Annotated in this window: 17 protein-coding genes and 2 pseudogenes; 8 read left to right on the top strand and 11 right to left on the bottom strand. The window is 48.1% G+C overall.

Annotated elements, in window-relative coordinates; all coding sequences use genetic code 11:
* Window positions 1-6 precede the first annotated feature (6 nt).
* Window positions 7-1,365: an MFS transporter gene (locus HQN87_RS21955; protein WP_173137665.1), complete on the bottom strand. Its 1,359-nt coding sequence runs from the start codon at window positions 1,363-1,365 to the stop codon at window positions 7-9.
* 105 nt (window positions 1,366-1,470) lie between these two features.
* On the opposite strand from HQN87_RS21955, the gene HQN87_RS21960 reads away from it, so the two are divergent.
* Window positions 1,471-2,766, top strand: coding sequence for a helix-turn-helix domain-containing protein (locus tag HQN87_RS21960; protein ID WP_173137667.1), 1,296 nt, complete (start codon window positions 1,471-1,473; stop codon window positions 2,764-2,766).
* An 18-nt stretch (window positions 2,767-2,784) separates the two neighbouring features.
* On the opposite strand, the gene HQN87_RS21965 is transcribed toward HQN87_RS21960, so the two are convergent.
* The 4 genes and pseudogenes from HQN87_RS21965 to HQN87_RS33070 form a co-directional block, all read right to left on the bottom strand.
* The gene (locus HQN87_RS21965; RefSeq protein ID WP_173137669.1) at window positions 2,785-3,795 is read right to left on the bottom strand and encodes a phosphotransferase family protein; all 1,011 of its coding nucleotides are present in this window, start codon (window positions 3,793-3,795) and stop codon (window positions 2,785-2,787) included.
* 303 nt (window positions 3,796-4,098) lie between these two features.
* Window positions 4,099-6,060 carry a carbohydrate-binding protein gene (locus tag HQN87_RS21970; protein WP_173137671.1) on the bottom strand — a complete coding sequence of 654 codons (1,962 nt, stop codon included), beginning with the start codon at window positions 6,058-6,060 and terminating at the stop codon, window positions 4,099-4,101.
* Window positions 6,061-6,484: 424 nt separating this feature from the next.
* Window positions 6,485-6,625, bottom strand: a pseudogene (locus tag HQN87_RS33065) (glycoside hydrolase family 95-like protein); the annotation flags it as partial.
* Window positions 6,567-6,743 (bottom strand): annotated as a pseudogene (locus HQN87_RS33070) (S-layer homology domain-containing protein); the annotation flags it as partial. The pseudogenes HQN87_RS33065 and HQN87_RS33070, both read right to left, overlap by 59 nt.
* 74 nt (window positions 6,744-6,817) lie before the next feature.
* Here HQN87_RS33070 and HQN87_RS21980 point away from each other — a divergent pair.
* Window positions 6,818-6,988 carry a DUF3955 domain-containing protein gene (locus HQN87_RS21980; RefSeq protein ID WP_173137675.1) on the top strand — a complete coding sequence of 57 codons (171 nt, stop codon included), beginning with the start codon at window positions 6,818-6,820 and terminating at the stop codon, window positions 6,986-6,988.
* Between the two features lie 17 nt (window positions 6,989-7,005).
* Here the strand turns inward: HQN87_RS21980 and HQN87_RS21985 are convergent, their stop codons facing one another.
* Entirely contained in the window at window positions 7,006-7,896 is an 891-nt protein-coding gene (locus HQN87_RS21985) for a hypothetical protein (protein WP_173137677.1), read from the bottom strand.
* A 240-nt stretch (window positions 7,897-8,136) separates the two neighbouring features.
* Window positions 8,137-8,334 carry a hypothetical protein gene (locus HQN87_RS32100; RefSeq protein WP_216857396.1) on the bottom strand — a complete coding sequence of 66 codons (198 nt, stop codon included), beginning with the start codon at window positions 8,332-8,334 and terminating at the stop codon, window positions 8,137-8,139.
* A gap of 243 nt (window positions 8,335-8,577) precedes the next feature.
* Between HQN87_RS32100 and HQN87_RS21990 the strand changes: the two genes are divergently transcribed.
* Both HQN87_RS21990 and HQN87_RS21995 read left to right on the top strand, forming a co-directional pair.
* Window positions 8,578-9,024, top strand: a complete 447-nt coding sequence (locus HQN87_RS21990; protein WP_173137679.1) for an OsmC family protein — start codon at window positions 8,578-8,580, stop codon at window positions 9,022-9,024.
* Between the two features lie 14 nt (window positions 9,025-9,038).
* Complete coding sequence (locus HQN87_RS21995) at window positions 9,039-9,563, top strand: hypothetical protein (protein WP_367272775.1); 525 nt, start codon at window positions 9,039-9,041, stop codon at window positions 9,561-9,563.
* Window positions 9,564-9,697: 134 nt separating this feature from the next.
* Here the strand turns inward: HQN87_RS21995 and spoVB are convergent, their stop codons facing one another.
* Both spoVB and HQN87_RS22005 read right to left on the bottom strand, forming a co-directional pair.
* Window positions 9,698-11,254 carry a stage V sporulation protein B gene (gene spoVB, locus HQN87_RS22000; RefSeq protein ID WP_173137681.1) on the bottom strand — a complete coding sequence of 519 codons (1,557 nt, stop codon included), beginning with the start codon at window positions 11,252-11,254 and terminating at the stop codon, window positions 9,698-9,700.
* A 335-nt stretch (window positions 11,255-11,589) separates the two neighbouring features.
* Complete coding sequence (locus HQN87_RS22005) at window positions 11,590-15,381, bottom strand: ribonucleotide reductase barrel domain-containing protein (protein ID WP_173137683.1); 3,792 nt, start codon at window positions 15,379-15,381, stop codon at window positions 11,590-11,592.
* 421 nt (window positions 15,382-15,802) lie between these two features.
* On the opposite strand from HQN87_RS22005, the gene HQN87_RS22010 reads away from it, so the two are divergent.
* The 3 genes from HQN87_RS22010 (at window position 15,803) to HQN87_RS22020 (ending at window position 19,901) form a co-directional block, all read left to right on the top strand.
* A complete protein-coding gene (locus HQN87_RS22010; RefSeq protein WP_173137685.1) occupies window positions 15,803-17,548 on the top strand; it encodes a DEAD/DEAH box helicase in 1,746 nt (581 codons plus the stop codon).
* A gap of 11 nt (window positions 17,549-17,559) precedes the next feature.
* Window positions 17,560-18,624, top strand: a complete 1,065-nt coding sequence (locus HQN87_RS22015; protein ID WP_436836482.1) for a YqhG family protein — start codon at window positions 17,560-17,562, stop codon at window positions 18,622-18,624.
* Between the two features lie 194 nt (window positions 18,625-18,818).
* Window positions 18,819-19,901, top strand: a complete 1,083-nt coding sequence (locus HQN87_RS22020) for a hypothetical protein (RefSeq protein WP_173137689.1) — start codon at window positions 18,819-18,821, stop codon at window positions 19,899-19,901.
* Window positions 19,902-20,006: 105 nt separating this feature from the next.
* Here the strand turns inward: HQN87_RS22020 and HQN87_RS22025 are convergent, their stop codons facing one another.
* Window positions 20,007-20,201 carry a YqzE family protein gene (locus tag HQN87_RS22025; RefSeq protein ID WP_173137691.1) on the bottom strand — a complete coding sequence of 65 codons (195 nt, stop codon included), beginning with the start codon at window positions 20,199-20,201 and terminating at the stop codon, window positions 20,007-20,009.
* A 167-nt stretch (window positions 20,202-20,368) separates the two neighbouring features.
* Here HQN87_RS22025 and HQN87_RS22030 point away from each other — a divergent pair, with 167 nt between their 5' ends.
* On the top strand, window positions 20,369-21,172 hold the full coding sequence (locus HQN87_RS22030; RefSeq protein ID WP_173137693.1) for an N-acetylmuramoyl-L-alanine amidase family protein: 804 nt from the start codon (window positions 20,369-20,371) through the stop codon (window positions 21,170-21,172).
* Here the strand turns inward: HQN87_RS22030 and HQN87_RS22035 are convergent.
* Complete coding sequence (locus tag HQN87_RS22035; RefSeq protein ID WP_173137695.1) at window positions 21,159-22,025, bottom strand: divergent polysaccharide deacetylase family protein; 867 nt, start codon at window positions 22,023-22,025, stop codon at window positions 21,159-21,161. The genes HQN87_RS22030 and HQN87_RS22035 overlap by 14 nt on opposite strands.
* Between the last annotated feature and the right edge of the window lie 94 nt (window positions 22,026-22,119).

The following is a 22,119-nucleotide window of genomic DNA, read 5'->3' on the forward strand; positions in this document are numbered from 1 at the left end:
CGTACGTTAGATAATCGTCTGTTTACGTTGCTCCAGATCATCCAAAATGCGTGTGTACTGTTTTTCCAATGAAAAGAATAGCAGTAGAACGGCTATACAGATGTAGACAATTAGAGGAATATAGATATTAAAAACGATGATCATTTGTTTAGCTGTATCCGGTTGAACAGATGCACTCTCATTGTAATGCCCCCAGGCAAGCAACCAGCCAATTAGCGCTGTTCCAAGAGCCATTCCCATTTTAGCGCCAAATGAATTTACACTATTGGTTAAACCTACAATCCGCTGGCCATGCTTCCATTCTCCGTATTCGATTGTATCGGTACCAAGGGGTGACATTACGACCATAAGCGGGATCATACCGAAGGATTGGAATACTGAGCCGACTAGACCAATTACGATACTAGTAGGATCAATAAGACGAATAATCAAGCCTATTATTCCAATAACTAATCCAATAAGTGCAGTATTACGTCTTCCGAAACGTTTCATCGACGGTCCGGATAGCAAAAAGATCAAAACTGTGGGGATTAATCCAATAGCCCCCATGATACTAACTAAATTAACGTTGCCCCATACATACTTGGCATAATACATACCTGCTGTATTTGAGAGAGCAAACAGAATATTAGCCAGAATGCTTACGAAAAATATTATTAGCCAGTACTTATTCTTGAACAAAAGTTTGAGAGCTGTTTGAAAAGGTAAAGATTTTTTGAGTTCTCCCGTTTCTTTCATTAAAGTCGTACTGTATTTCTCTTTGGTTGAACGAAATGCAATGTATACACTGCCGGAAGCAATCACACCAAAAATAACTGCAAGAATAGTCCATTGGGTTCTTCCCCCTCCCATTGCGTTAACAATAGGCAAAAATGCAATGGCTGTTATCATCCCGCCCAAATAACCGAATCCTGCCCGATATGCCCCCATAAGTGAACGGTCAGTAGAGTTTTTGGTTGTCAGTGCCATTAAACTGCCATAAGGAATGGTAAGTGGAGTGTATACCCCAACGAAAAAGAGAAGGTTTGTCACTACTGCAAAAGTTATTTTGGCTGTAGCGCCTACATTAGGCACAGAAAAAATTAAAAGAGTCGAAATTAGTAAAGGGATTGTCATCCATAAAAGCCATGGTCTAGCCTGCCCGTGTTTGGAACGGGTCCGGTCAACCATTACCCCCATTGCCACATCTGCTCCAGCATCAATTACTTTAGTCAGCAGCATGATTGTCCCCACAAGTCCGGCTGCAACGCCGACAATATCAGTGTAATAATACGTAACCAGACCCAGCAGACCAGAGGCTATATTTAACCCGAATTGCCCCATAGCATCTCCTAGTAAAGCCCGGTTGGTTAGTTCTCTTTTCATGAGTGTGCCCCCTACATAGTTGAATAAATATCTTTACGTTAACGCTTACAATAGTTAGTATAAAGTTACTGAAAACGATTTAATATAAGAAAACAAAGATTTATATTGATTTTTCAAGATGTTATTTTTACTATTGAAAGGATACTTAACATTTTGCAGGGAGCGGATATTGTGATTTCACAAAATGAGCTGGAGTTTGCGATTAAAATGTTGTATGAGACTTATCAGTTACCAGTACAATATATTGCGGCTGACCACAGCAGCTTCATTCAACAGCCAGAGCAAACTGAGTTTAACCCAATGTTTCCCAATAGCAAAGCCGCATTAACCAATTTAATTGAAGGTGTTGATACGCTTCAACAGCCAATACTTAAGATCACTGATTATATGGAGTACTTTCTGGTGATAAACGGCGGGGAACTTTTACGGAATGGATTTGTTGTAATCGGTCCTACACTGGTAAGTGACATGCCCGAGGGATTCTTAGAGAGTTTGTTTCTGGAACTTCAAATTCCAGGGAATGTTCGAGATGCAATGCAAGCTTATTACGGTCAAATGAACTGGATCAATTTAGATAAATGGAATCAGATCAGTAAGCTGGCCGCATACGTATTGTTCCACAAAATGATTGATAAAGTTGAACTGGCTGAACAGCCAAAGTTACTTTCAAGTTTGGAGAACTCAGTAGAAAAGAATCTTCACTCCCGTAGATTGGAAACCGATTTCCACTTAAATTACCGGCTGGAGCAACAAATCTGGCAGTGTGTTAGGGATGGAGATCGGGACAGATTAACAGTAGTTGCAAATACTCTTCAATTAGCGGGGTTTGGATTATTATCAACAAAAAGCCATATACGCAACCTAAAAAATCAAGCAATTATCTCCATTTCTTTGGCAACCCGCGCTGCCGTGGATGGAGGGCTTTACCCTGAAATCGCATATACAATGAGTGATACATTTATTTTGCAGGTGGAAGATACTAATGAAACGAATCAAATATATGTATTAATGATGCGATATTTATACAATTTGACAGATCGTGTACACACCAATAAAGAAAAGTCCCATAGTCGTACAGTCTCTGTATGTCAAAATCATATTTATGACTATATTTTTGAGCGAATATCGGTACATACACTCGCCCAATTGGTTCGTTTACACCCTGTCTATCTTTCACAATTATTCAAAAAAGAAACCGGTTTTTCATTAAATCAGTATATTCAGCGGGAAAAAATTCGAGAGGCGCAAAAAATGCTCATTCAATCCGATCTTTCTGCCACAGAAATATCGGCATTGCTTCAGTTTAATGATCAAAGCTATTTCAGTAGCATTTTTAAAAAGCTTACGGGTCTGACACCGAATCAATACCGCAACAATCCACAAGCATCCCCGCTAAAGTGAGGATGCTTACAAATTAGATTAATCATACACTTCAAGTTCACTGAGACATTTCATTACTGTGCTTCTTGAATAAATGTATTGAAGCTTACCGTAGACCTTTCCATATCTGTACGTTTCTATACTCATAATCAGAAAAATATATAGTTTATATAATTGCATACGTAAATAATCTTCCCTGGTGATCTCAAGCGCTTTATTAAAACTCCTGCTATATGCATGCCAGAACTGCTTTTCGTTTCTCACATCTTTAAACAGCATAAACGCCGGTGGAAAGTCAGCATAAGGGTCTCCCCAAAAGGAGCGTTCAAAATCAATAATCGCTTCAATCTTATAATCATCATTATCCTCAATTACAAAAATGTTCCCTGGCCATAAGTCAAAGCTTACTAAACTGGGTACTTTTATAGCTTCTAGAAGATGTTCCTTTTGTTTTATTATCGTCTCAATGCGGTTATATGGCAGTTTAACATTCAGTCTTTTCCCATCCTGAAGAATCATTTGCATCATATGCCAGTAGGCTTCCTTCCAGGTTCTAAACTGAAGTTTATCGTCCTCTGAGAAGTAACCAAAATAACTCCCTTGAATTTGATGCAGCTGTGAAATATAACCTCCCAATTCCACTTTTATCTTGTCAAGTAGAGCAGTATTCAGCTTTTTTCTAAGACTATGCATCGTCTGTCCTTTAAGCGCACTCATAAAAAAGTAATCACTTGGAATCAGGCGCCTGGTAAAATCATAGCCCATAATATCGGGTATAGGTATACTCGTAGTTGAAGCAATATGCTGATAAACTTCGACTTCTGTTCTCATCAGATTTTTTTCATAAGCCAATAGGGAAGCATCAGGATGTACAGATACTTTCAGCACCACCTCTTGTTTCAAGCCCGGTAACTCTAATAAGTATGCCGAGTTGAACATGCCCCCCTTAAGCTCCTTAATGACACCAACAGTAGTATTATCTCCAAATTGATTAGCGGCAAGTTTGACGATCTCTAGTCTCGTTAATCGATGCTTTGTCCTGCTTCTCACAAACTATCCCCTCCGAAATTAAGCAGTCAAAATAGAGTTATAGACTTTCTAATTGAAAAATCCGGATAATTAATATTCCAGATAAATCCTTTTTTCAAAAATAACAAGATCGTGGAATCAATACTATGTGAAAATGCGACAAAAGCTTTTGAGACGTCCAGCCAACAACTTTAAATGTAGTTCTCCAGAATTGAACATATAATTCATAGCTTTAAGAATTAATTGAAAAAACTTTAGCTGAATAAAGAGGCATATCATTTGATATGCCCCTTCATCCATCTTACTGCAATTAATTAAAACATTTTATTTGAACTGGAACCAAGTTAAATTGGCAACTGTGGTTGAATCTGATTTCACAAAAGTAACATATACCGTATGAGTTCCTACCGCTGTCCCGGCATTAAGCGGGATATTCTTGAGTGACCATGTCTGCCATCCGCCTGTGCTTTCTGCCGTCCAAGAACCCAGCATAGGGCCTGTAGGGCTATCCAAGTGGAATTCTATCTTTCCGCCGGAGTTAGCGGATGCAACCTTCATATCAATACTTGTTTTAGCTGTACTGCCAAAGTCTACATTTTTAAATGCTATATAGTCGCCATTACTCCCTCCACCCACATTCACCCCGCCGTCAGTGCTTGACTCATAGGACATAACACCTGAACTAAGGTTATAGCCTTCCGCTTCAAATTTCAATGTGTTGAATTTTGGCTCTGCAGCATAGCTGTTCGTATCTGTTATTTTCAAATCTGTCAAATTATTTACCGCAGCTCCACCGACGCGAACATTGTTTAATGTCACTCCGGAGACCGTAGATGTGTCATTCCAACCCTTCATGATTGAAACTTCACCCAAAGCGCGTAAATTGATATTATTATAAACCACATTTTTGATCGGACCGGTTTTTGCAGAAAGATCAAACCATCTGGAGTGAACACCGGATCTTGGCCAGAAACCTTCTACATCTATATTGTCGAATACGATGTTCTGTGCTGCTGGAGTTCCATAGAGATGACCTACCGCTAAAGCGCGCCAGCACCGGTATACATAAGAGTTTTTAACAACGATACCATCCTGAAGCTGTTTTACTCCATCTCCGACCTTGAATGCTCCACATCTGCTCCAGGCCAAAGCATCATCCACCACTACATTTGACTGGCTTTCAGGACTTCCCGGCCAGTTTGCAGCTATATCCGTAGTGGCTACATCCCAGGTCTTAAAGGAGTAGGTGTCATCCTCCGATACTGCTACAGTGTGCTTAATGAGTACATTCTGGCTCTCTTGAATGTCTATGGCATCATTTTCATAATCAAGTTCATTGTTGTTGAAGTGCTTGGTATTCTGGAAGGTTACGTTATTAGATCTGGTAACGATTGTAGCCCAGCCTCCGCTGTCTCTTATGGTTATGCCGTCAACCGTGAAGTTGCTGCACTGCAAGGGTACAAGAATATTGTTCAGATAATTGTTTGTATTTCTCATATAATGGCCATTGCCGTCAATTGTTCCCCTGCCGTATATCTTAATATTGTTTGCATTGGTTTCGGTATAAATAAACCAGGTTCCATCCTTATTCAGAGAATTCTTATGGAAATGGGTAGTGTAATCGCTTGGATTTCCTGAACCCCTTATAACAGAACCACCCTCCAGATACACCGAAACATTGCTTTTTAGAACAAGGTTTCCGCTCTTGTACACTCCGGCTGGAACGTATACGATACCGCCACCTGCTGCGTTAGCCGCATTGATGGCGTTCTGTATTGCAGTTGTAGCCAAAGCGGCCCCGGTACTGTCGGCACCGTACCCGGTTTTAACATTGTATATCCCTGTACCGGATGAAGCCGGAACATTGGTTTCAAGAGCATCTGCCGCAATCACCAGATCCTTCAGGTTATTGATTTTAACGATAAGATAGGTTGGTGATGAAAGTGTAAAGGTAAGTGTATTCCCGCTCTTGGTTGCAGTGATTCCCAAAGCTTTGGGAGAAATATTATAGGTATTGATTGGCTCGCTTGCTGTTATTGTGATTGTAGTCGTACCTGAAAAAGAGAAATTACAATAATTATAGTTTACAAATACCTCCGAAGTGTCGTTTACCGGTATATTCGTAGAGTCTGCTGTTACCGTGTATTGACTGGTCGTGGTATAGATCGACGGTAATGGATAGCTTACAATTGTACCCGCCGCGCTTGCTGTCGAAGGAAAGACAGGTAACAGATTGGCCATACAAAAAATTAATAATGCACTTAATAACTTTAACTTCCTTAACATAACTAAACACCTCTTTCATCTTTTTTTAGAGCACCTCGAAGTGTTCCAGATCATCGGTAACCTCAGTTCCCCCTTATATATCCATTTTGTATTCGCTTACAACCTGATTATAGACGGATTGGCACATCCGGATAAGGCGGGTAAGCCCACATTTAGGGCAGATATCTGCAGCAGCTTTATACAGAGAAGGGAGGCCACCTCCGCCCTGCGGACATGCCTCCCCTGCGCATTCTTATTACCTATTTCGAAGCGATTTAATCCGCTTAACAACATCCCGATACCTGCACCACTTAGCAACATCCCCAGGACGATTCCCTTCTTGTCCGGGAACTGACCCAGCATGAGGGACATGAGTGAAGTGATTAGTCGCATAAGCAACATTTTGACCTGCTTGATTAGTGACGATTGCCCCGGCAATGTTTGGGTATGAAAGTTTGGCACTTGTTCCGTTAAGCGATTTGACCTGAATACTCGTCGCCCGAGATTTCGCCCAGGTTACACCAACCTCAAATCCGCCTCGTGCTTTTATTCCTGAGAAACTCCCAGTTGTCCAAGTTGAAGGCATTTGTTACCGACTCTGTCGATAGCCCCAGTCCTCTTACCAGTAGTGCCGCAAATTGCGCACGTGTAACTTGGCCTGCCGGTGCAAACGCCTGATCCGTCATTCCGTTAATGATCAGTTTAGAGGCTAAGGTAGCATAAGACTTTCTTAAATTTGTTTAACCCAAATAATAGTCCTCACAAGTAATTATGGTCAATGATCTCGAGAATAGTTGATTCAAGCGTGGGATCAGATGGTATGTTGCATGAGCCGCTCTTTTTCTTAATTCCGCTGGGCTTCCTGTTTCTTTTCAGTGGTATTATCGCTTTGCTGTTTGTGGGTTTAGGTTCAGCCCTTAATAAGAAAAAAAATTATCGTAAAATATAAATATGAGATAGACCCTATTAACTCAACTTCTGCTGGAGTAAAACTGTCAGCTCTTCAGCCGTATCCCAAACGATCGGACGGATATTTTTCACCTGTACAAAAAGGTTATCGGCATCGCTGCTGTTCACAGTCCAAATCACTGGTATGTTCAAACCGAGCGCATATCCTGCAGTAAAATATACCTCAGGGGATTGACCCGTTAAATCAGCGATAATCAGTTTACTCTCCTCTATAAGCTCCAAGGAATACGGTTCACGGTTTTGCGATGTCGTATGCCTTAGCAAACGTGGTATATAACCAAACTGCTCGATTTTAGGAAGCAGTTTTTCCACCCACACCGTGTGCAAATCCTCCGCATCGGACATTAGAACGATACAGGGTTTTAATTTTTTGCCTCCTGCGATTGCCGCAGCTTCATTCCATCCCGCGTCCGTCAACTTAAAGGTCATGCCTTCCCTAATCATAGACTGATCGTTAATCAGCTTATCTATGATATATACCAGTTCTTGCAGATTAGGCGAATACGTCAGGTTATAGCTACTGGAGAGTGGTTGAATAACAACGGATTCCCCGGGGGCTTCAGAATGTCTGTATAAGTATTGCAGTAAAAGGTTTCCTTTATCTTCAATCGTCACTGGAATTTTCGGGGAATTTACAATGGATTCTAAATCGTCGGCCGATAGACTGAACTTCTCTCCACGATCTGTCAGCTCCCGTATATAAGCCGATACGACATGAAACATATCGCGTTTCTTTTGATGCGCGAGAGAATTTATAGGCTCATAGCTGTCTCTCAATAAGTTATAGAACCCGTCAGGAGAACAATTACAACCTAAATATCTATCGTAATCGCCTTCCGATGTAATGGATACCATCTCATCACAGAACAAGCAGTATTTCTTAATCATTACAACTCATCACCTCTTATTAATTGATATCCCCTTACCTTACCAAGAATATCTTAAAAAGTTGACAAGAAGATATTTCCTATAGTGCAAAATACAATTTTCCACACGCAGTATCAATCGCTTTACCGATGAGATACGGTCCAATCGACGAAAGAAGAGCATTCGACACAGTAAATACATATACAATGATTAACCCGAACCGTTGACGATTCAAATAAGTCCAGATGCGTTTAAGCGTGCTCACTTGATTTTTAGCACGTACGATTGGCGCACCGCTACCACGCCCACCCCACCAATTAGACCGACAAATGCTACTCCTAGCATGGTCAATCCCGTCGAATAAATATGTGATAAATCTTTCGTCATAATCCCATAATCCATAATGCTCGCCATTAGTGTAGTCTGAAGCAAATCCATAAACACTTCGAGCATCATCATAAGTAGTGCTACACAGACCACACCCAATATGGTCTTAAGTAACTCTTAAGTTTCCACATTTAATTTTCACGTAAACGCCATTCCAGCCGACACATTATCTACCTCCAATAAACTAATCAAATATTGACAAGGTACAAAGAATAGAACTATAATCTATACAATTCATATAAAAATACTATGAATTGAATGATATTCGAAGTATCTACTCTTAATTGGGTTGTCCAGAAGAAGGAGTGTAAACACATGCCAAATGTTCAAACTTTCAAAGCAACTGCTCATTTACAAGATGGGGTTAAGGTTATTACAAAAGCAAGACAATTCGAGCTTGTCATCGACGAACCTCAAAGTCTTGGGGGTACAAATACTGGAATGAATCCTGTTGAAGCTTTGCTTGCTTCTTTAGGAGCCTGCCAATCTATTGTTGCCCGAGTTTATGCCTCAAAATTCGAGGTGGAACTTGAAGATTTCAAAGTTGACGTAGAAGGCGATCTGGATCTCGACGGATTTTTTAACCGTTCCGAAGTCCGTCCTGGTTATTCCGATATTCGATATACATTCTACATAAAGACCTCATCGCCTGCCGAGAAGGTTGAAGCATTCGTGCAATTTTTAGAAAGTAAATGCCCTGTAGGTGACACGATTGCTGCCCCGGTGAATCTTAAGCTGAATCGTATTATTATTGAGAATTAAACTTTTGTATATCTATAGTATCTAGGAGGTACCTAAGGAATGAATCCTGGAAATTGTATAGAGATAAAGAATATGGAAACTTATCTACCTCGGTTGAAGCCTACTACTCCCTTCTATACTCTGGATACAGTAAGGTGACAGATGAGCCGATGTTGCGCGCTAAAGATTATATTCAATCCAAAGGAGGGATTGGAAAAGTTACTAGCACCTTAACTAGAGTCATTCTCGCAGCTACAGGACAAAGCAAGTGGCCTTTATCGATCTCTTCGATTCCTCTAGAAGTTTTGCTATTTCCAGCTTATTTTCCTATTAACTATTTTGAGTTCTCTGGCTACTCAAGAGTGCATCTCACACCAATGCTTATAATGGCCGATCGACGTTTTTCGATCTCAACAGCTAATGCTCCTAATCTGTCTGATCTCTTAGAGACGCGAATTGAATCCGATGGGACCCTGTATAGTTATGCAATCAGTACAATTCTTATGATGCTTGCATTGCTGGCTTTAGACTATGATCAGCAGCATCCTCTGATTGTGTAACGATGTCATCAGCCAGCGCTATGCCGATCACTTACATTCTTTTATCGCCTGCAGCGAATGCGGCATATACCATAATCATTCATCAGCTTCATTGCTCGATTTACTTTTTGGAGCGTGAAACCGAATATTCTTATTTAAGAAACAGGCGTGATCGTTGGCGGTTTCGGTGCCCTTTCCCAAGCATGGGTTACCTGCAATGTTGCTGCGTAGGTGATCAACGAAACGAATAGCGCTCCGGACAGTTCAATGATCTGTCCCAGGTCCATTCGTTCCAGAATTCCGTGAGCCGTCATCCCACAAATCGTCATGACAATTCCTCCCGCGCCCACCTTGAATACAATGCGAAAGTCAAAATAAAATCCGATCGTTCCTGCCACAGATAAAAAATTCAGCAGTGTCAGCAGCAAGAGCCCCAGTCCAAACCCCATAGCAACTCCTTCGATTCCAATATTTGAACCGAGAACAAAGATCGCAATGACTTCAAAAATATTCGTAAGAATATGGTTCCACATGACGGTTGATGCTTTCCCCAAACCAAGCAGAATCGCTTGCAGTGGTGCTCCAAAATAATAAAGAAAAAATAAGGGGGTAATCAACCTTAGCAGCTCACCCGCTTCTGCCGAATGATAGATCAATGTCGTTAATGGTACAGCCCATATGTACAGGATGATTGTACATGGGAGACCTACAATGAGCGCGGATCGCATAGCCATATCCATCCGACTATGCATAAGCTTGCTATTGTTGGTCACACTTGCTTCGCTGATCGCCGGTATTAATGCAGTTGACAACGATTGTGTGAAAAAGCTGGGGAGAAACAACATTGGGAGAGCATATCCCGCCAGAAGTCCGAATTGTTTAGTCGCCATCTCCACACCTACACCAAACAGTACTAGACTTTTCGTTATAAGCAGTGGGAGAAACGCATGATAGATAGAATGAATAAACCCGCTGCCAGTCATCGGTAAGCCGATGCGCAGCAGATCTCTCAACGTACTGTCACCTTTGGGCGAAATACTTGATGTAGGCGGTGGGGAGGTTTTGATCTTCCCTCGATTTGACCATTTGAAGACAGCAAACAAATAGAGCAATCCAAAACCTTCGCCGATAACGGATGCCGCCATAGCACCCGCAGCTGCATAGGCAATGCCATAGGGCAGCAAAACGTTGACAACACCGATAATGACAATGATTTGCGCCAAATTCTCAATAATATCGGAAAAGGCCAGCGGGTTCATGTTCTGTTTCCCACGAAAATAACCTTTCAATACAGCTGACATCGCAATAATTGGAATGATTGGTGTAATCGCGACCATAGCATAATACGCCCGCTGATCGGCTAAAAAAACCGATGCGATCCATTTGGAGCCAAATAGAGCCACTAAAGTTAGAATAATACTCAATGTACCCGTAATGCTTAAGGATACTTTGAGAATTCGCTTTACCCGCGCTTCATCCTGCTTAACCTCGGCTTCTGAGACAAGCTTCGAAATCGCAACAGGAAGCCCCAGTTCTGTCAGTGTAATAAATAAGGGAAGTAGGGGATGAGCAATCATAAGCAGACCTACCCCCTCGGCTCCCAAAAAACGTGCCAACAAAACTCCGTTCAAAAATCCGAGCCCTTTTGTAAAAAATGACGATACGGTTAAAATGAACGTGCCATGAATAAAGCTTTGTTTACGCATCCCCATTTCTAAGCATCTCCACCTATGGTTTGTCCTGGTTCTACTTCCTAACTTATTCGAACAAACTCAAGCACATGCAGAGAAGTAGTTATAAAGTATTAAATCTGCAAAAAGCCCGATACACCATAGGATCACTTCCCCATTATTTTTACTTAAATTAAATAGGCACAAACAAAAAAGAACACAGCAACATAATGAAGCATGCTGCGGTGTTCTAGTTGTGCTTTTAATGTATTTTAATTCAATTAAGTGTATAAAATTATTTTCTCACTTGAAATGAAACAATTCTCATTTAAAATGAAAAATCACATACACTAACTCATTCCTTTAATGAGCCACCCTCACCCGCACCGGCTATACCCGCAATTGCCGCAGGTCTTACACCCCTCAATATTAATGAGCGATGCGCTTCCGCAGGAAGGGCAGAGATCCCGCGATGCCGTAGCGTGGCTATGGGCGCCATGGCTTCCGTGTCCGTCATCGGCAGCCGCTGGCGGTACACTGGATTTCAGCTCGGCGTTCAGCGCCTCGTTGAAATCAAGCTCCAGTGTCGCCGCGATGGGCGCAGGGATATGGTCGTCATGGGCGTTGTTCTGCACATGGGTCTCCAGGGCCTTCGCTACCGCGTCGGCGATGGACTCGACGCGGTTCGCGCCGAAGCCGATGGCGCCGGAGCCGCCGATGCCTTTGAGATGCTTGATCAGCAGCTCGACCTTCTCGCCGTGATCACCGTAACGCAGGAACAGCGAGCAGACGCGGCCCAGCGCTTCCGCCATGGCGAACACATCGGAGCCGGCTTTGCCGACATTCAGGAAGATTTCGGCCGGCGTCCGGTCAAGATCGTTGATGGTAATATACGCCATACCGAACGGCGTGTTGATCTTATAGGTAGCGCCGCGCAGCACCTGCGGGCGTTTCTTGTATTGTTTGTCCACTACGTTGGCTGAAGGCTGCAGACCCGGCGCTGCTTCTATAGTAACCGGAGTTGCCGTTACCTTAGCTTCAGCTGCTGTTTCGGCTGCCTTGGCCTCCACCGCCTCAACTGCCGCCGAAGCATCCTTCTTTTCTTCCTTCTTCGCCGTTTCCAGCACCTGTACATCACGGCTGCCGTCACGGTAGATGGTTACGCCTTTGCAGCCCAGATCGAAGGCCATTTCATACAGCTCTGCGGTCTCTTCCACCGTGAAGTCGGACGGGCAGTTCGCGGTCTTGGAGATCGAGCTGTCCACCCAGCGCTGGATGGCTGCCTGCGCGCGGATATGATCCTTGGCGGACAGGTCCATCGAAGTGACAAAGTATTCCGGCAGTTCTTCTCCCGGATGGGACTCCAGCCATTCCTGGGCGATAGGCACGAACTGCTCATCGTAGCCGAGACGGCTCTGACGGAAATATTTGAAGGCGAAATACGGTTCGATCCCTGTGGAAGTGCCGACCATCGTTCCCGTGCTGCCGGTTGGTGCCTGGGTAATCACCGTTACGTTACGCATACCATGCTTGCGGATCGACTCGCCCACTTCAGGATAGACCTCGGTGATATTCCGCATGAACCCGCTCTGCAGATATTTATCGGTGTCAAACGCCTGGAATGATCCCTTCTCGCCCGCAATCTCTGCGGAAGCCAGATAAGCCTCGCGGGCCATGAAGCCGTAGAGCTTGTCCAGGAACTCCAGCGATTCCGGGCTGCCATAGCGGATATTCAGCTTGATCATCAGCTCAGCCAGACCCATGGTGCCGAGACCTACGCGGCGTTCGAGCTTCTGGTTGGCTTCATTTTCCGGGAAATGATACGGTGTCTTGTCGATAACATTATCCAGGAAACGCACGGAATAACGGGTCGTTGTCGCCAGATCTGCCCAGTCCACATCATGGTTCTCCGCATCGTAGAACTTGGAAAGATTGACGGCGGACAGGTTGCACACACCCCATCCGGGCAAGCCTTGTTCACCACAGTTATGGGCAACTACACCGCCTGCAATCAGCGAATGCGTCACAGGTTCGGTGATATCATATACCGTTACAACGTCGCCGGGTTCAATACCAATAACTTTGGACAGAAACTTTTCAGATTTGCGGGAAGGCCGGGCAATCCGCTCCAGCGCTTCTTGTTTTCTGGTAATGAGCTTGAACCCGATCTTATTCTTGAACTCCAGGATGTTGTTGCCGCTTAAGATAAGCTCGTAGAATCCGCCGCCTTCATAGCTCCGTTCCTCGCCGGCTTTGGTCGTATACGTAAATACAGCTTGATTCTTCTTCTGACGGCTATAGATAGAACTGTTAATTCCGAAATTAAGCAGCAGCAATTGAACGCCTTGAAGAAGTTTTTTGGAAGCTGAGGTCAATCTGACCGTACGGTGCATCTCATCATTCTCATACACCGTTCCGTCAGCAGAGAATAGTCCTTGCAGGAATGCCACAACAGTTGCACGTGAAGCTGTATACAGCGCAGCCGGAACCTCTTTTTCAGCGGCTCTAACTGCCTTCACTCCGAGTTCTTCAAGCTGTTCACGGAACGACTTACGCCACCAATAAGCCTGCTTGGTATTGTTGGTTCTGTCGAATACTTTGGCGGTTACGCCTGTGATATTCTTGGCAGCATCAATGAGCAATGGAATAACTTCGCTGTCTGCCTCACCAAATACCATACCGATATCACCACGTTTGGAAATCCAGCCGTCGCCTATGAGCCAGCCCAGGAACCAGCCCCATCCCTCACCAAGGGTATCCTCAGCGGCAAAGGAACCTTCTCCGGACTGCAAATAAACGCAATCGTCTGCACTCAGAGTATGGGCCTCTTTCCAGCCGGAGTTGGTGAACAAGCGATGCTCAGGTGTTACGGATAGTTCTACGCCATTTTGCAGGGAGATCTTCAAGGTTTCTCTGGTTCCGGTTGGGAAGACCGTAGCCCTTCTCATCTGCAAACCTGGAATTTCATAGCTTCTCCCGCCGACCACTTTGGCCTGCTCCACTAATCTCAAATCGGTTCCAACCAGGAAGGACTCTGTTCCGACCTTCTTATATAGCTCTTCAATAGTTAAGAGACCATATTCCGTTGCAATCCGGGTGTCCGGGTGAAAACACGGATTCGTACAAATAATCGGATTGAAGTACCAGCTATTAGACATCTGATTATAATACTCCATGAAAACAACGCCCGGTTCCGCAGATTTCCAGGCCGATTCGATAATCGTATGCCACACATCGCGAGCTCTGACCGTACGGTAGGGAATCACACGGCGGTTGTCAGCCTTCCATTTATCCAGATCTCCGTCCCAGAGCGTGTCGTAATCAGGATCGGTCGTATCCGGGAAGACCAGCTCCCAGTCCAGATCCTCCTTGACGGCCTTCATGAAGCCGTTGCTCACACAGACCGACAGGTTGGCATTAGTGACCTGGCCCATGGTTTGCTTCACGGTAATGAAATCCAGCACATCCGGGTGCCAGTCATTGATCATCAGCATCAGCGCGCCACGGCGGCTGCCGCCTTGCTCAATCAGTCCGGTGGTATAGCTGAAGAGGCCGCCCCAGGATACGGAGCCGCTGGAGGAACCGTTCACCCCTCTGACAATGGCACGGCGCGGACGAAGCGAAGACAGGTTGATGCCTACGCCGCCCCCGCGGGCCATAATCTCCGTCATCTCAGAGAGCGTCTGCATAATGCCGCCCCGGCTGTCTTTGGGGGAAGGAACTACATAGCAGTTGAACAGGGTAAGCTCCTCGCTCGCTCCGGCACCCGCCGCAATCCGGCCGCCCGGTACAAGCTTCCAGTCATCCAGTATCGAGCGGAATTTGCCTGTCCATTCTTCCTGAAGCTCAGGGGTCTTCTCTACGGATGCCATCGCTCCCGCGAGACGGTCCCACATCTCCTCTGGAGTCTTCTCGATATTGAGCGTCAGCTTCTCCACATCCGATTGCACCAGCTCCCCGCTGCGGGTTTTTACGGTTACAATCCGGCCTGTACGCTCTACAATCTCGCCAACCTCCTTGGTTGGAAACTTCGGATCATCCTTCGTCAGGACAAGGACTACATCACCCACCTTGGCATTATTGCTGTCCGCATCCTTCCAGGCATAACGGTCCAGAAATATTTTCTCGCTCAAACCCTCCAGACGCTTATTCCGTTCCACAGTACTCAATAATATTACCTCCCGGATGATTAATAGGTCATGCTTCCGGCGGCTGTTCGCCGCAGCCTGCTTGTCCAGCGGAAGCTCCTGTTGTCAATAACAAATAACCGAAAATTCCCGCACACAATCAAAATTTCATGCTTTTGTAACAATATATAGTGTGCGTCAATGTTTAAACTATACCACATGTTGTGGGATGAGATCATTTATGAAAAAGCAGCTCCTGGCAGGAATATCTGAAAAACTGGAAAATAGAGCTTATTTCCTCCCTCTTTCTCGCTTTTTTGCCGGTACCGGAACTGAAAGCTTTCCAGGGGGATTACAGCATTCCTCTGTGAATTCCATGCTCCGCAGGTTATGAAATCTCTCTTTTACGCGCATACTACTGCTACGCATTTCGATATGAAACTGCGACGGAGGAGGCTGCAACATGACGCAATTATTCCGCAATTCCCTGCCGCACGAGAACGTAACTTCTGCGCCGCTGCTGCCTGTTCCTCTATCTATTGAGCGTAACTGGCTGCATGATCTGGAATCGAGACTCGATAAAGGCGGTCCTTGGGGAGACTGGCGGTTATCCCGCCTTGCCGTGCAGGGAGAGCAGTCGGGCCTGGTTACGAGCTTCGATGAGCTGCAATGTATGAAGCATCTGAACGGGCTGTCCCCGCTTCCCCATCAGCTTGATACTGCGCATAAGGTGCTGTTCCAGATGTCGGGCCGGGCGATTCTCGCCGATGAAGTCGGTCTTGGCAAGACGATAGAAGCCGGGCTGGTGCTGAAAGAATATCTGGTGCGGGGTCTGGTGAGCAAGGTTCTGATTCTGGTGCCGGCCTCGCTTGTGCTGCAATGGGTACGGGAGCTGAATGCCAAATTCGGGATCTCAGCCGTAGCGCAAAAAAAAGCCTATTCCTGGGGCAATGACATTGTCGTCGCCTCCATGGATACCGCCAAACGTGACCCGCATAAGGAAATGCTGCTGAGCCAGGAGTACGACATGCTCATTATCGACGAAGCCCATAAGCTGAAGAATAAGAAATCCACGAACTATCTGTTTGTACAGCAGCTGCGCAAAAAATACTGCCTGCTGCTCACCGCCACACCCGTGCAGAACGATCTCGGCGAGCTGTTCAATCTGATTACGCTGCTGAAGCCGGGCCAGCTCGGGAATCAGGGCGATTTCGCCACTAATTTCGTTGTCGATAAGCGCCAGCCCAAGAATGAAGTCCAGCTCAGGGGCGAGCTGTCCAAGGTCATGATCCGTAACCGCCGGGGCGAAGGCCCGGTGAACTTCACCAAGCGCAAGGTGCGCAATATCCCCCTCACCCTGTCGGCAGAGGAGAAGGAATTGTACGACGGCGTCACTGCTTTTGTCAAAGACCAATATCAGGAGGCGGGCGGCAATCTCAGCAGTATGCTCTCCCTGGTTACGCTTCAACGTGAAGTCTGCAGCAGCCGGGACGCTGTGTTCGTCACGCTGGTGAACCTGATCAAGAAGCTGCCGGCAGATTCTCCGAAGCGTGAGCGGATGATGGGTCTGCTCCAGACCATCCGTACCGTAAAGACGAATACCAAGGCGGAGAAGACGATGGAGTTAATTCAGCAAATGAATGAAAAGGTCATCGTCTTCACCGAATACCGCGCCACGCAGGAGTATCTGCTTCAATATTTCCGGGAGCATGGACTGCAATGTGTCACTTACTCGGGCGGAATGAACCGCGGCAAAAAAGACTGGATGATGGACCTTTTCCGCGGACGCGCCCAGGTGATGATTGCCACGGAAGCAGGGGGCGAAGGCATCAACCTGCAGTTCTGCCACCATATGATCAATTTCGATCTGCCCTGGAACCCGATGCGGGTGGAGCAGCGGATCGGACGGGTACACCGGCTGGGCCAGGAGAATGATGTGGTCATCTATAACCTTTCCACGGAGGGGACGATTGAAGAGCATATTCTCCACCTGCTGCATGAGAAAATCAACATGTTCGAGATGGTCATCGGCGGGCTGGATGTCATTCTGGAACGCTTCGAGAAGAAAGAGTCGCTGGAGAAAAGCCTGTACAAAATCGTCCTTGAAGCCCGCACGGACGAGGAGCTGCGCAGCAGTCTCGATGATATTGGCGATACGCTCAGCGAGCTGACCCATGCTGATCTGGATGAAAGCGAGGTGGCGCCTTGATGCTCTCGCCCGTGGAAGTACGCAAACAGGTCATGGATTATCTGGAAGCGACCGAATGCACCATCCTTGAATCCTCACCGGTGCATGTGACGGTAAAGCTCTCCCCCCGCGCGGACCGGATGCTGACGGACCGCCCTTATTATTGGGGATTCGTGGAGCGCACCGGCGTAGATCCCGAGACCTTGTCCTTCAGCTTCGTCTTCGATCCGCAGAAGTACGATGAACTGGCCGCGCAGGCTGCGGCGCAGGCCGCACGCCCGCGCAGTGGCGGCGCAAGCCGCCCGGCAGCGGCAGACGCGCTGCCGGGCCAGGCCGGTGCGGCGGCGGATGCCGAGGCAGGGGCGGAGCTTGGCGCGGCGCAGGCTGCGGCGCCGGGCGGTGCGCTGCCTCCCGGGGTCTCGGCTGCCCCGGAGGACAGCATCCTTGCCCGGTACTTCGGCGTCGTTCCGGCGCTGCCGCGCATCGGGCCGGGCATGATCCGCCGGGAGGATGTGACCTACGGCAGCAGACGTCTGCGGCAGATCTGGTCGGCGGCGCGGGATGAAGGCAAGTGCCTGCAGCTGTTCGAGGACCCCGGGCTCAGGCAGCGGACCACCCTGTTCTCGGCAGCCTACGAGCCATGGCTGGCTGTCTGCTATAAGGTGGAGATGACCTGCGACCTGAAGCGGGAAGAGCTGCATTTCATTGCTGTGTCGCTGACTTCGGGGCTGATTGTCCCTGACTTTGAAGCCCGGCTGGCTTCGAAGGAGCTGACCCCGCGGCTCCCGGAGAACATACATGTTCAGCCTTCCGAGCTTGGCATTAAGGACGGAGCCGACAGGCTGGAGGGATATCTGACCTCGAAGCTGGCGCTGCTGGATTATACGTGGGCCGAAGAAGCCCGCCAACGGCTGGAGCTTGAGCTGAGCATTGTGGATATTTATTATGCCGAGCTGCTGAAGGAAGAGGATGAGGAGAAACGTCTCAGCATCGAGGAGCAGTATAACCGCCGCCGTCAGGAGACCTCCTGGCAGTATGAGCCGCAGATTGCAGTTTCTGCCGTAACATACGGACTGTTTCATCTGCGCAGCACATAGAATGCGACCCTGCTCGCTAAAAGCAGGCAAAAAACAGCGAAACTCCCGCCGCCTGCCGCGACAGCAAGCAACAGCCTTTTCAGGGCTTGTCCCCTACAATGAACAGTAAGCAGCCGGAGACCCGCCGGTCTCATAGTCATGAGACCGGGGCTTCCCAGCGAATAACCTTTGGAACAGGAAAGGTGAACGATACTATGATAAACAAAGCAGGACAGAAGGAACCCCGCGGGCAGCGCAGCCGCTTGCTCCTCTGTCTGATTCTTGGACTGGCACTGTTCGCTGCAAGCGCCTCCCCTCCTCCGGCGATGGCGTCCAAAAGCAGCCGTACCACCGTGACGCAGGCCGTCATGCAGGAGGCTCTTCCGGGGCTTGCCATGAAGCAGATTCCGTCACCGGAAACGCTGCAGACCTTCACCAAAGAGACGATCGGCAAGCTGTCGGCCCATGCTCCTTTTACAGAATGGAAGGATGCGGGGACGGAGGTCTACCCTCTGGGTCCGGGGACGCGAAGCTGGCTGGTCAATGTGATGAACGGCGGGCAGCGGATTGGCTATCTCATTATATCTGCCGCAGATCAGGGCGGTTATGTGCTTAGTGAATATGGAGCCGGAACCTCCGGTCTCCCTTACAGTATGCTTGAACTGCGCCAGTATCTGGTGCAGCAAGGACTGATATCTTCCGATCATTCAGCTACAATCGAGCTTACGCCGCTCTATGCTCCGCTGCTCCCGCTCTGGAAGCTCACCGCCGGGAACAAAACGTTCTATCTGAATGCCTCGGTCCCGGAGCTCCTGCCCTGGAGTCCCGGACAGGCTGACACTATTCTGGGCGCCAAGCCGGATTCGGCAGCTATGCTGTCCTCCTCAGGCCCGGACCAGGCACGTACTCCCCTTCCCGCGCTTCTGAGCGGCGGAGAGGACGACCCGTATGCTGATCTGCTGTGGATAACCGCTCCTGAGCTCAAGTCTATGAATGGTGCAAGCCTGACTGCCTTACTCCGGGAACGCGGCAGTCTTGCCTTCCAGTCTTCCGGGCACAATGAGGCTCTGGGGGCGCCGTTCATGATTACAGGCAGCCAGAGCTGGCTTAAGACTACTTCTGCCGGAGACCCGGCAGACAGTGAAGCCGCAGTGGTCTATGCGGCTGCCGGTCCCGGGGGGATTCGCTACCTTCCGCTCACAGCGCTTCAAAAGTCCGGCACCTTCCACAAGCCGCCGATGCCGCTGCGCGGAGGCACAACTCTGGGCGCAGCCTCTGTGCCGGATTCCAGGCAATAGGGACCATTATTCGTGAAAAGCAAACAGCCTTCCCCGGTGCCGTCTGAACGGCTCCTAGGGAAGGCTATTTGCTTCTACACCTAAATCCCACTCACTGCTGAATCGCTACTCCTTACCATCCCTGTCCCGGCTCCATTTGCTGCGCCAGACCGACCATGCGAGCGGGATCGTACCGAACCATTTTTCCGCCCAGGGCTGCTTCTCAGCCTTCCTTCTTGCATGGACGGCGCGCGGGTTCTCAATGTACACGACTACCTTCTCCGTAATATATTTCACCAGATCATCTCCGCCGGATGCCATTTCATACACCTCCCATGTGAGATATGGCAGTTATCACTCACTGGCCTTATGCCTATAGTGTGCTCCAATCCCCTGAACTCTAAACCGGAAACCGAAGCTTCGTATAGGTTAGGCTGTTAAGGCACAATCTAACAATAACTATACTTATCGGCAGGGAGGTTATTCACTTGAGACAATCGGAAACATTAGAACAACACAACTCAGAACAACCCGGATGTTCACGCGAAATTGACCGACTGAGACTGGGGCTGCGGCTACAGCGGTTCCTGGCAGCGGCAGGAGTACTGTTGCTGCTTACAGCGGGGAATGCCGGAGTTACCCACGCGGCTGCACCACGGGCCGGACAGCAGGCCGGCATCCCTAAACACAGCCCCCATATGCTCGGCCATGATCAGCGGATCATCCTGATTGATGCCGGACATGGGGGAATCGACGGCGGAACCTCCTACGGCAGCATCCTGGAGAAGGACATCACCCTTGCTATCTCCCGCCGCCTGTTCCTCCTGCTGCGCGGCGACGGCTTCGACGCCATTCTGAACCGGAACGGCGATTATGCGCCAAGCGATGAGAATCTGTGGCTGCGCAGCAGGTCCCGGCATCTGCGCGATCTCGCCCAGCGCAAGGAGCTGGCCGAGACGCTCCCGGCGAATGTGGTGGTCAGTATTCATATCAATTGGGCCAAATCCCCTACCAAGCACGGGCCGCTTGTCTTGTACCGCCAGGAAGGGCGCAGCTTCCTGCTGGCCCGGACTATCCAGGACCAGCTGAACCAGCTCTATGGGATGAGGAATGATCCCGTACAGGGCAAGCCCTTCTACCTGCTCAACAAAATAACCGCCACAACGGTTATCGTTGAGGCGGGATTTGTAAGCAGTCCGGCTGACCGCAAGAAGCTCTGCACTCCGAAAGGCCAGGAGGAAATTGCTGAAGCGATTGCCAATGGAATCGCCGCTTATCTTATGGAAGTGTAAGCCGGGAGTTCCATTTCCATTCATCCCGTACCAGCTCCGAGATTCCGACAAACTCCACGTTGTCCTTCATTCCGGCAATGCCGCTGCGGATACCCGCTGCGGTTTCTTTGCCCTGAATGCCGACATGGCCGATTGTCACACAATATCTCTGGCTCAGCGCCCGTTCCTGCACCAGCTTCATCTGCTTCGCCACATGGGAGGCAGAATGCACATCATCCAGGAAAATGTGATTTTCCACAGGCGGCATTCCGAGCTCCCGGGCCATCCGGCCCGCCACGGAACGGTAATTGGTATGGCTGTCTACGAAGAAAAGTCCGCGCTCCTTGCAGACACCAAGCACAATACCCATAACCCGTTCGTCACCGGTCACCTTGGAGCCCATGTGATTATTAATTCCAATGGCGTAAGGAACATTATCGAGCGCCGCCTCCACCCGTTTACGCACCTCCGCGTCTGTCATGCTTGTCAGCACTGCCCCCGGCCCCAGCCATTCCGGCTTGCCCTGCCGCGGCTCCATGGGCAGATGGACCAGCACATCGTAGCCAAGCTCATGGGCACGCCGTGCGTCCTGCTCGCTGGAGCGGAGGAACGGCATTACTGCGACGGTGATTTTGACTGGCAGCTTGAACATTTCATCCGTCCCGCGCATATCGTTGCCGAAATCATCGACTATGATGGCTACCCGGCTGGGCTGCTTCGTATTCTCTGCCTGCGGCTGTGCTGAATGCGTGTCCTCTGCCGGGGCTGCTGACACTGCTTGCGGCGCTGACGGTACCAGTGCGGTTATCGTAATCAATGCTGCGGCTATAGAATACAGAAGGATATGCTTTATTCTCTTGTTGTTTGTCTTCATCCTGGGACATCTCCTTCGTGATTCAACTAATGCTCTCATTGTTTGGCTCACGAAGGTTAAATATGTACGGCGTGCTTACGAAATAATTAACAAT

This window comes from Paenibacillus tritici (assembly GCF_013204885.1).
Taxonomy (GTDB): Bacteria; Bacillota; Bacilli; order Paenibacillales; family Paenibacillaceae; genus Paenibacillus_AQ; species Paenibacillus_AQ tritici.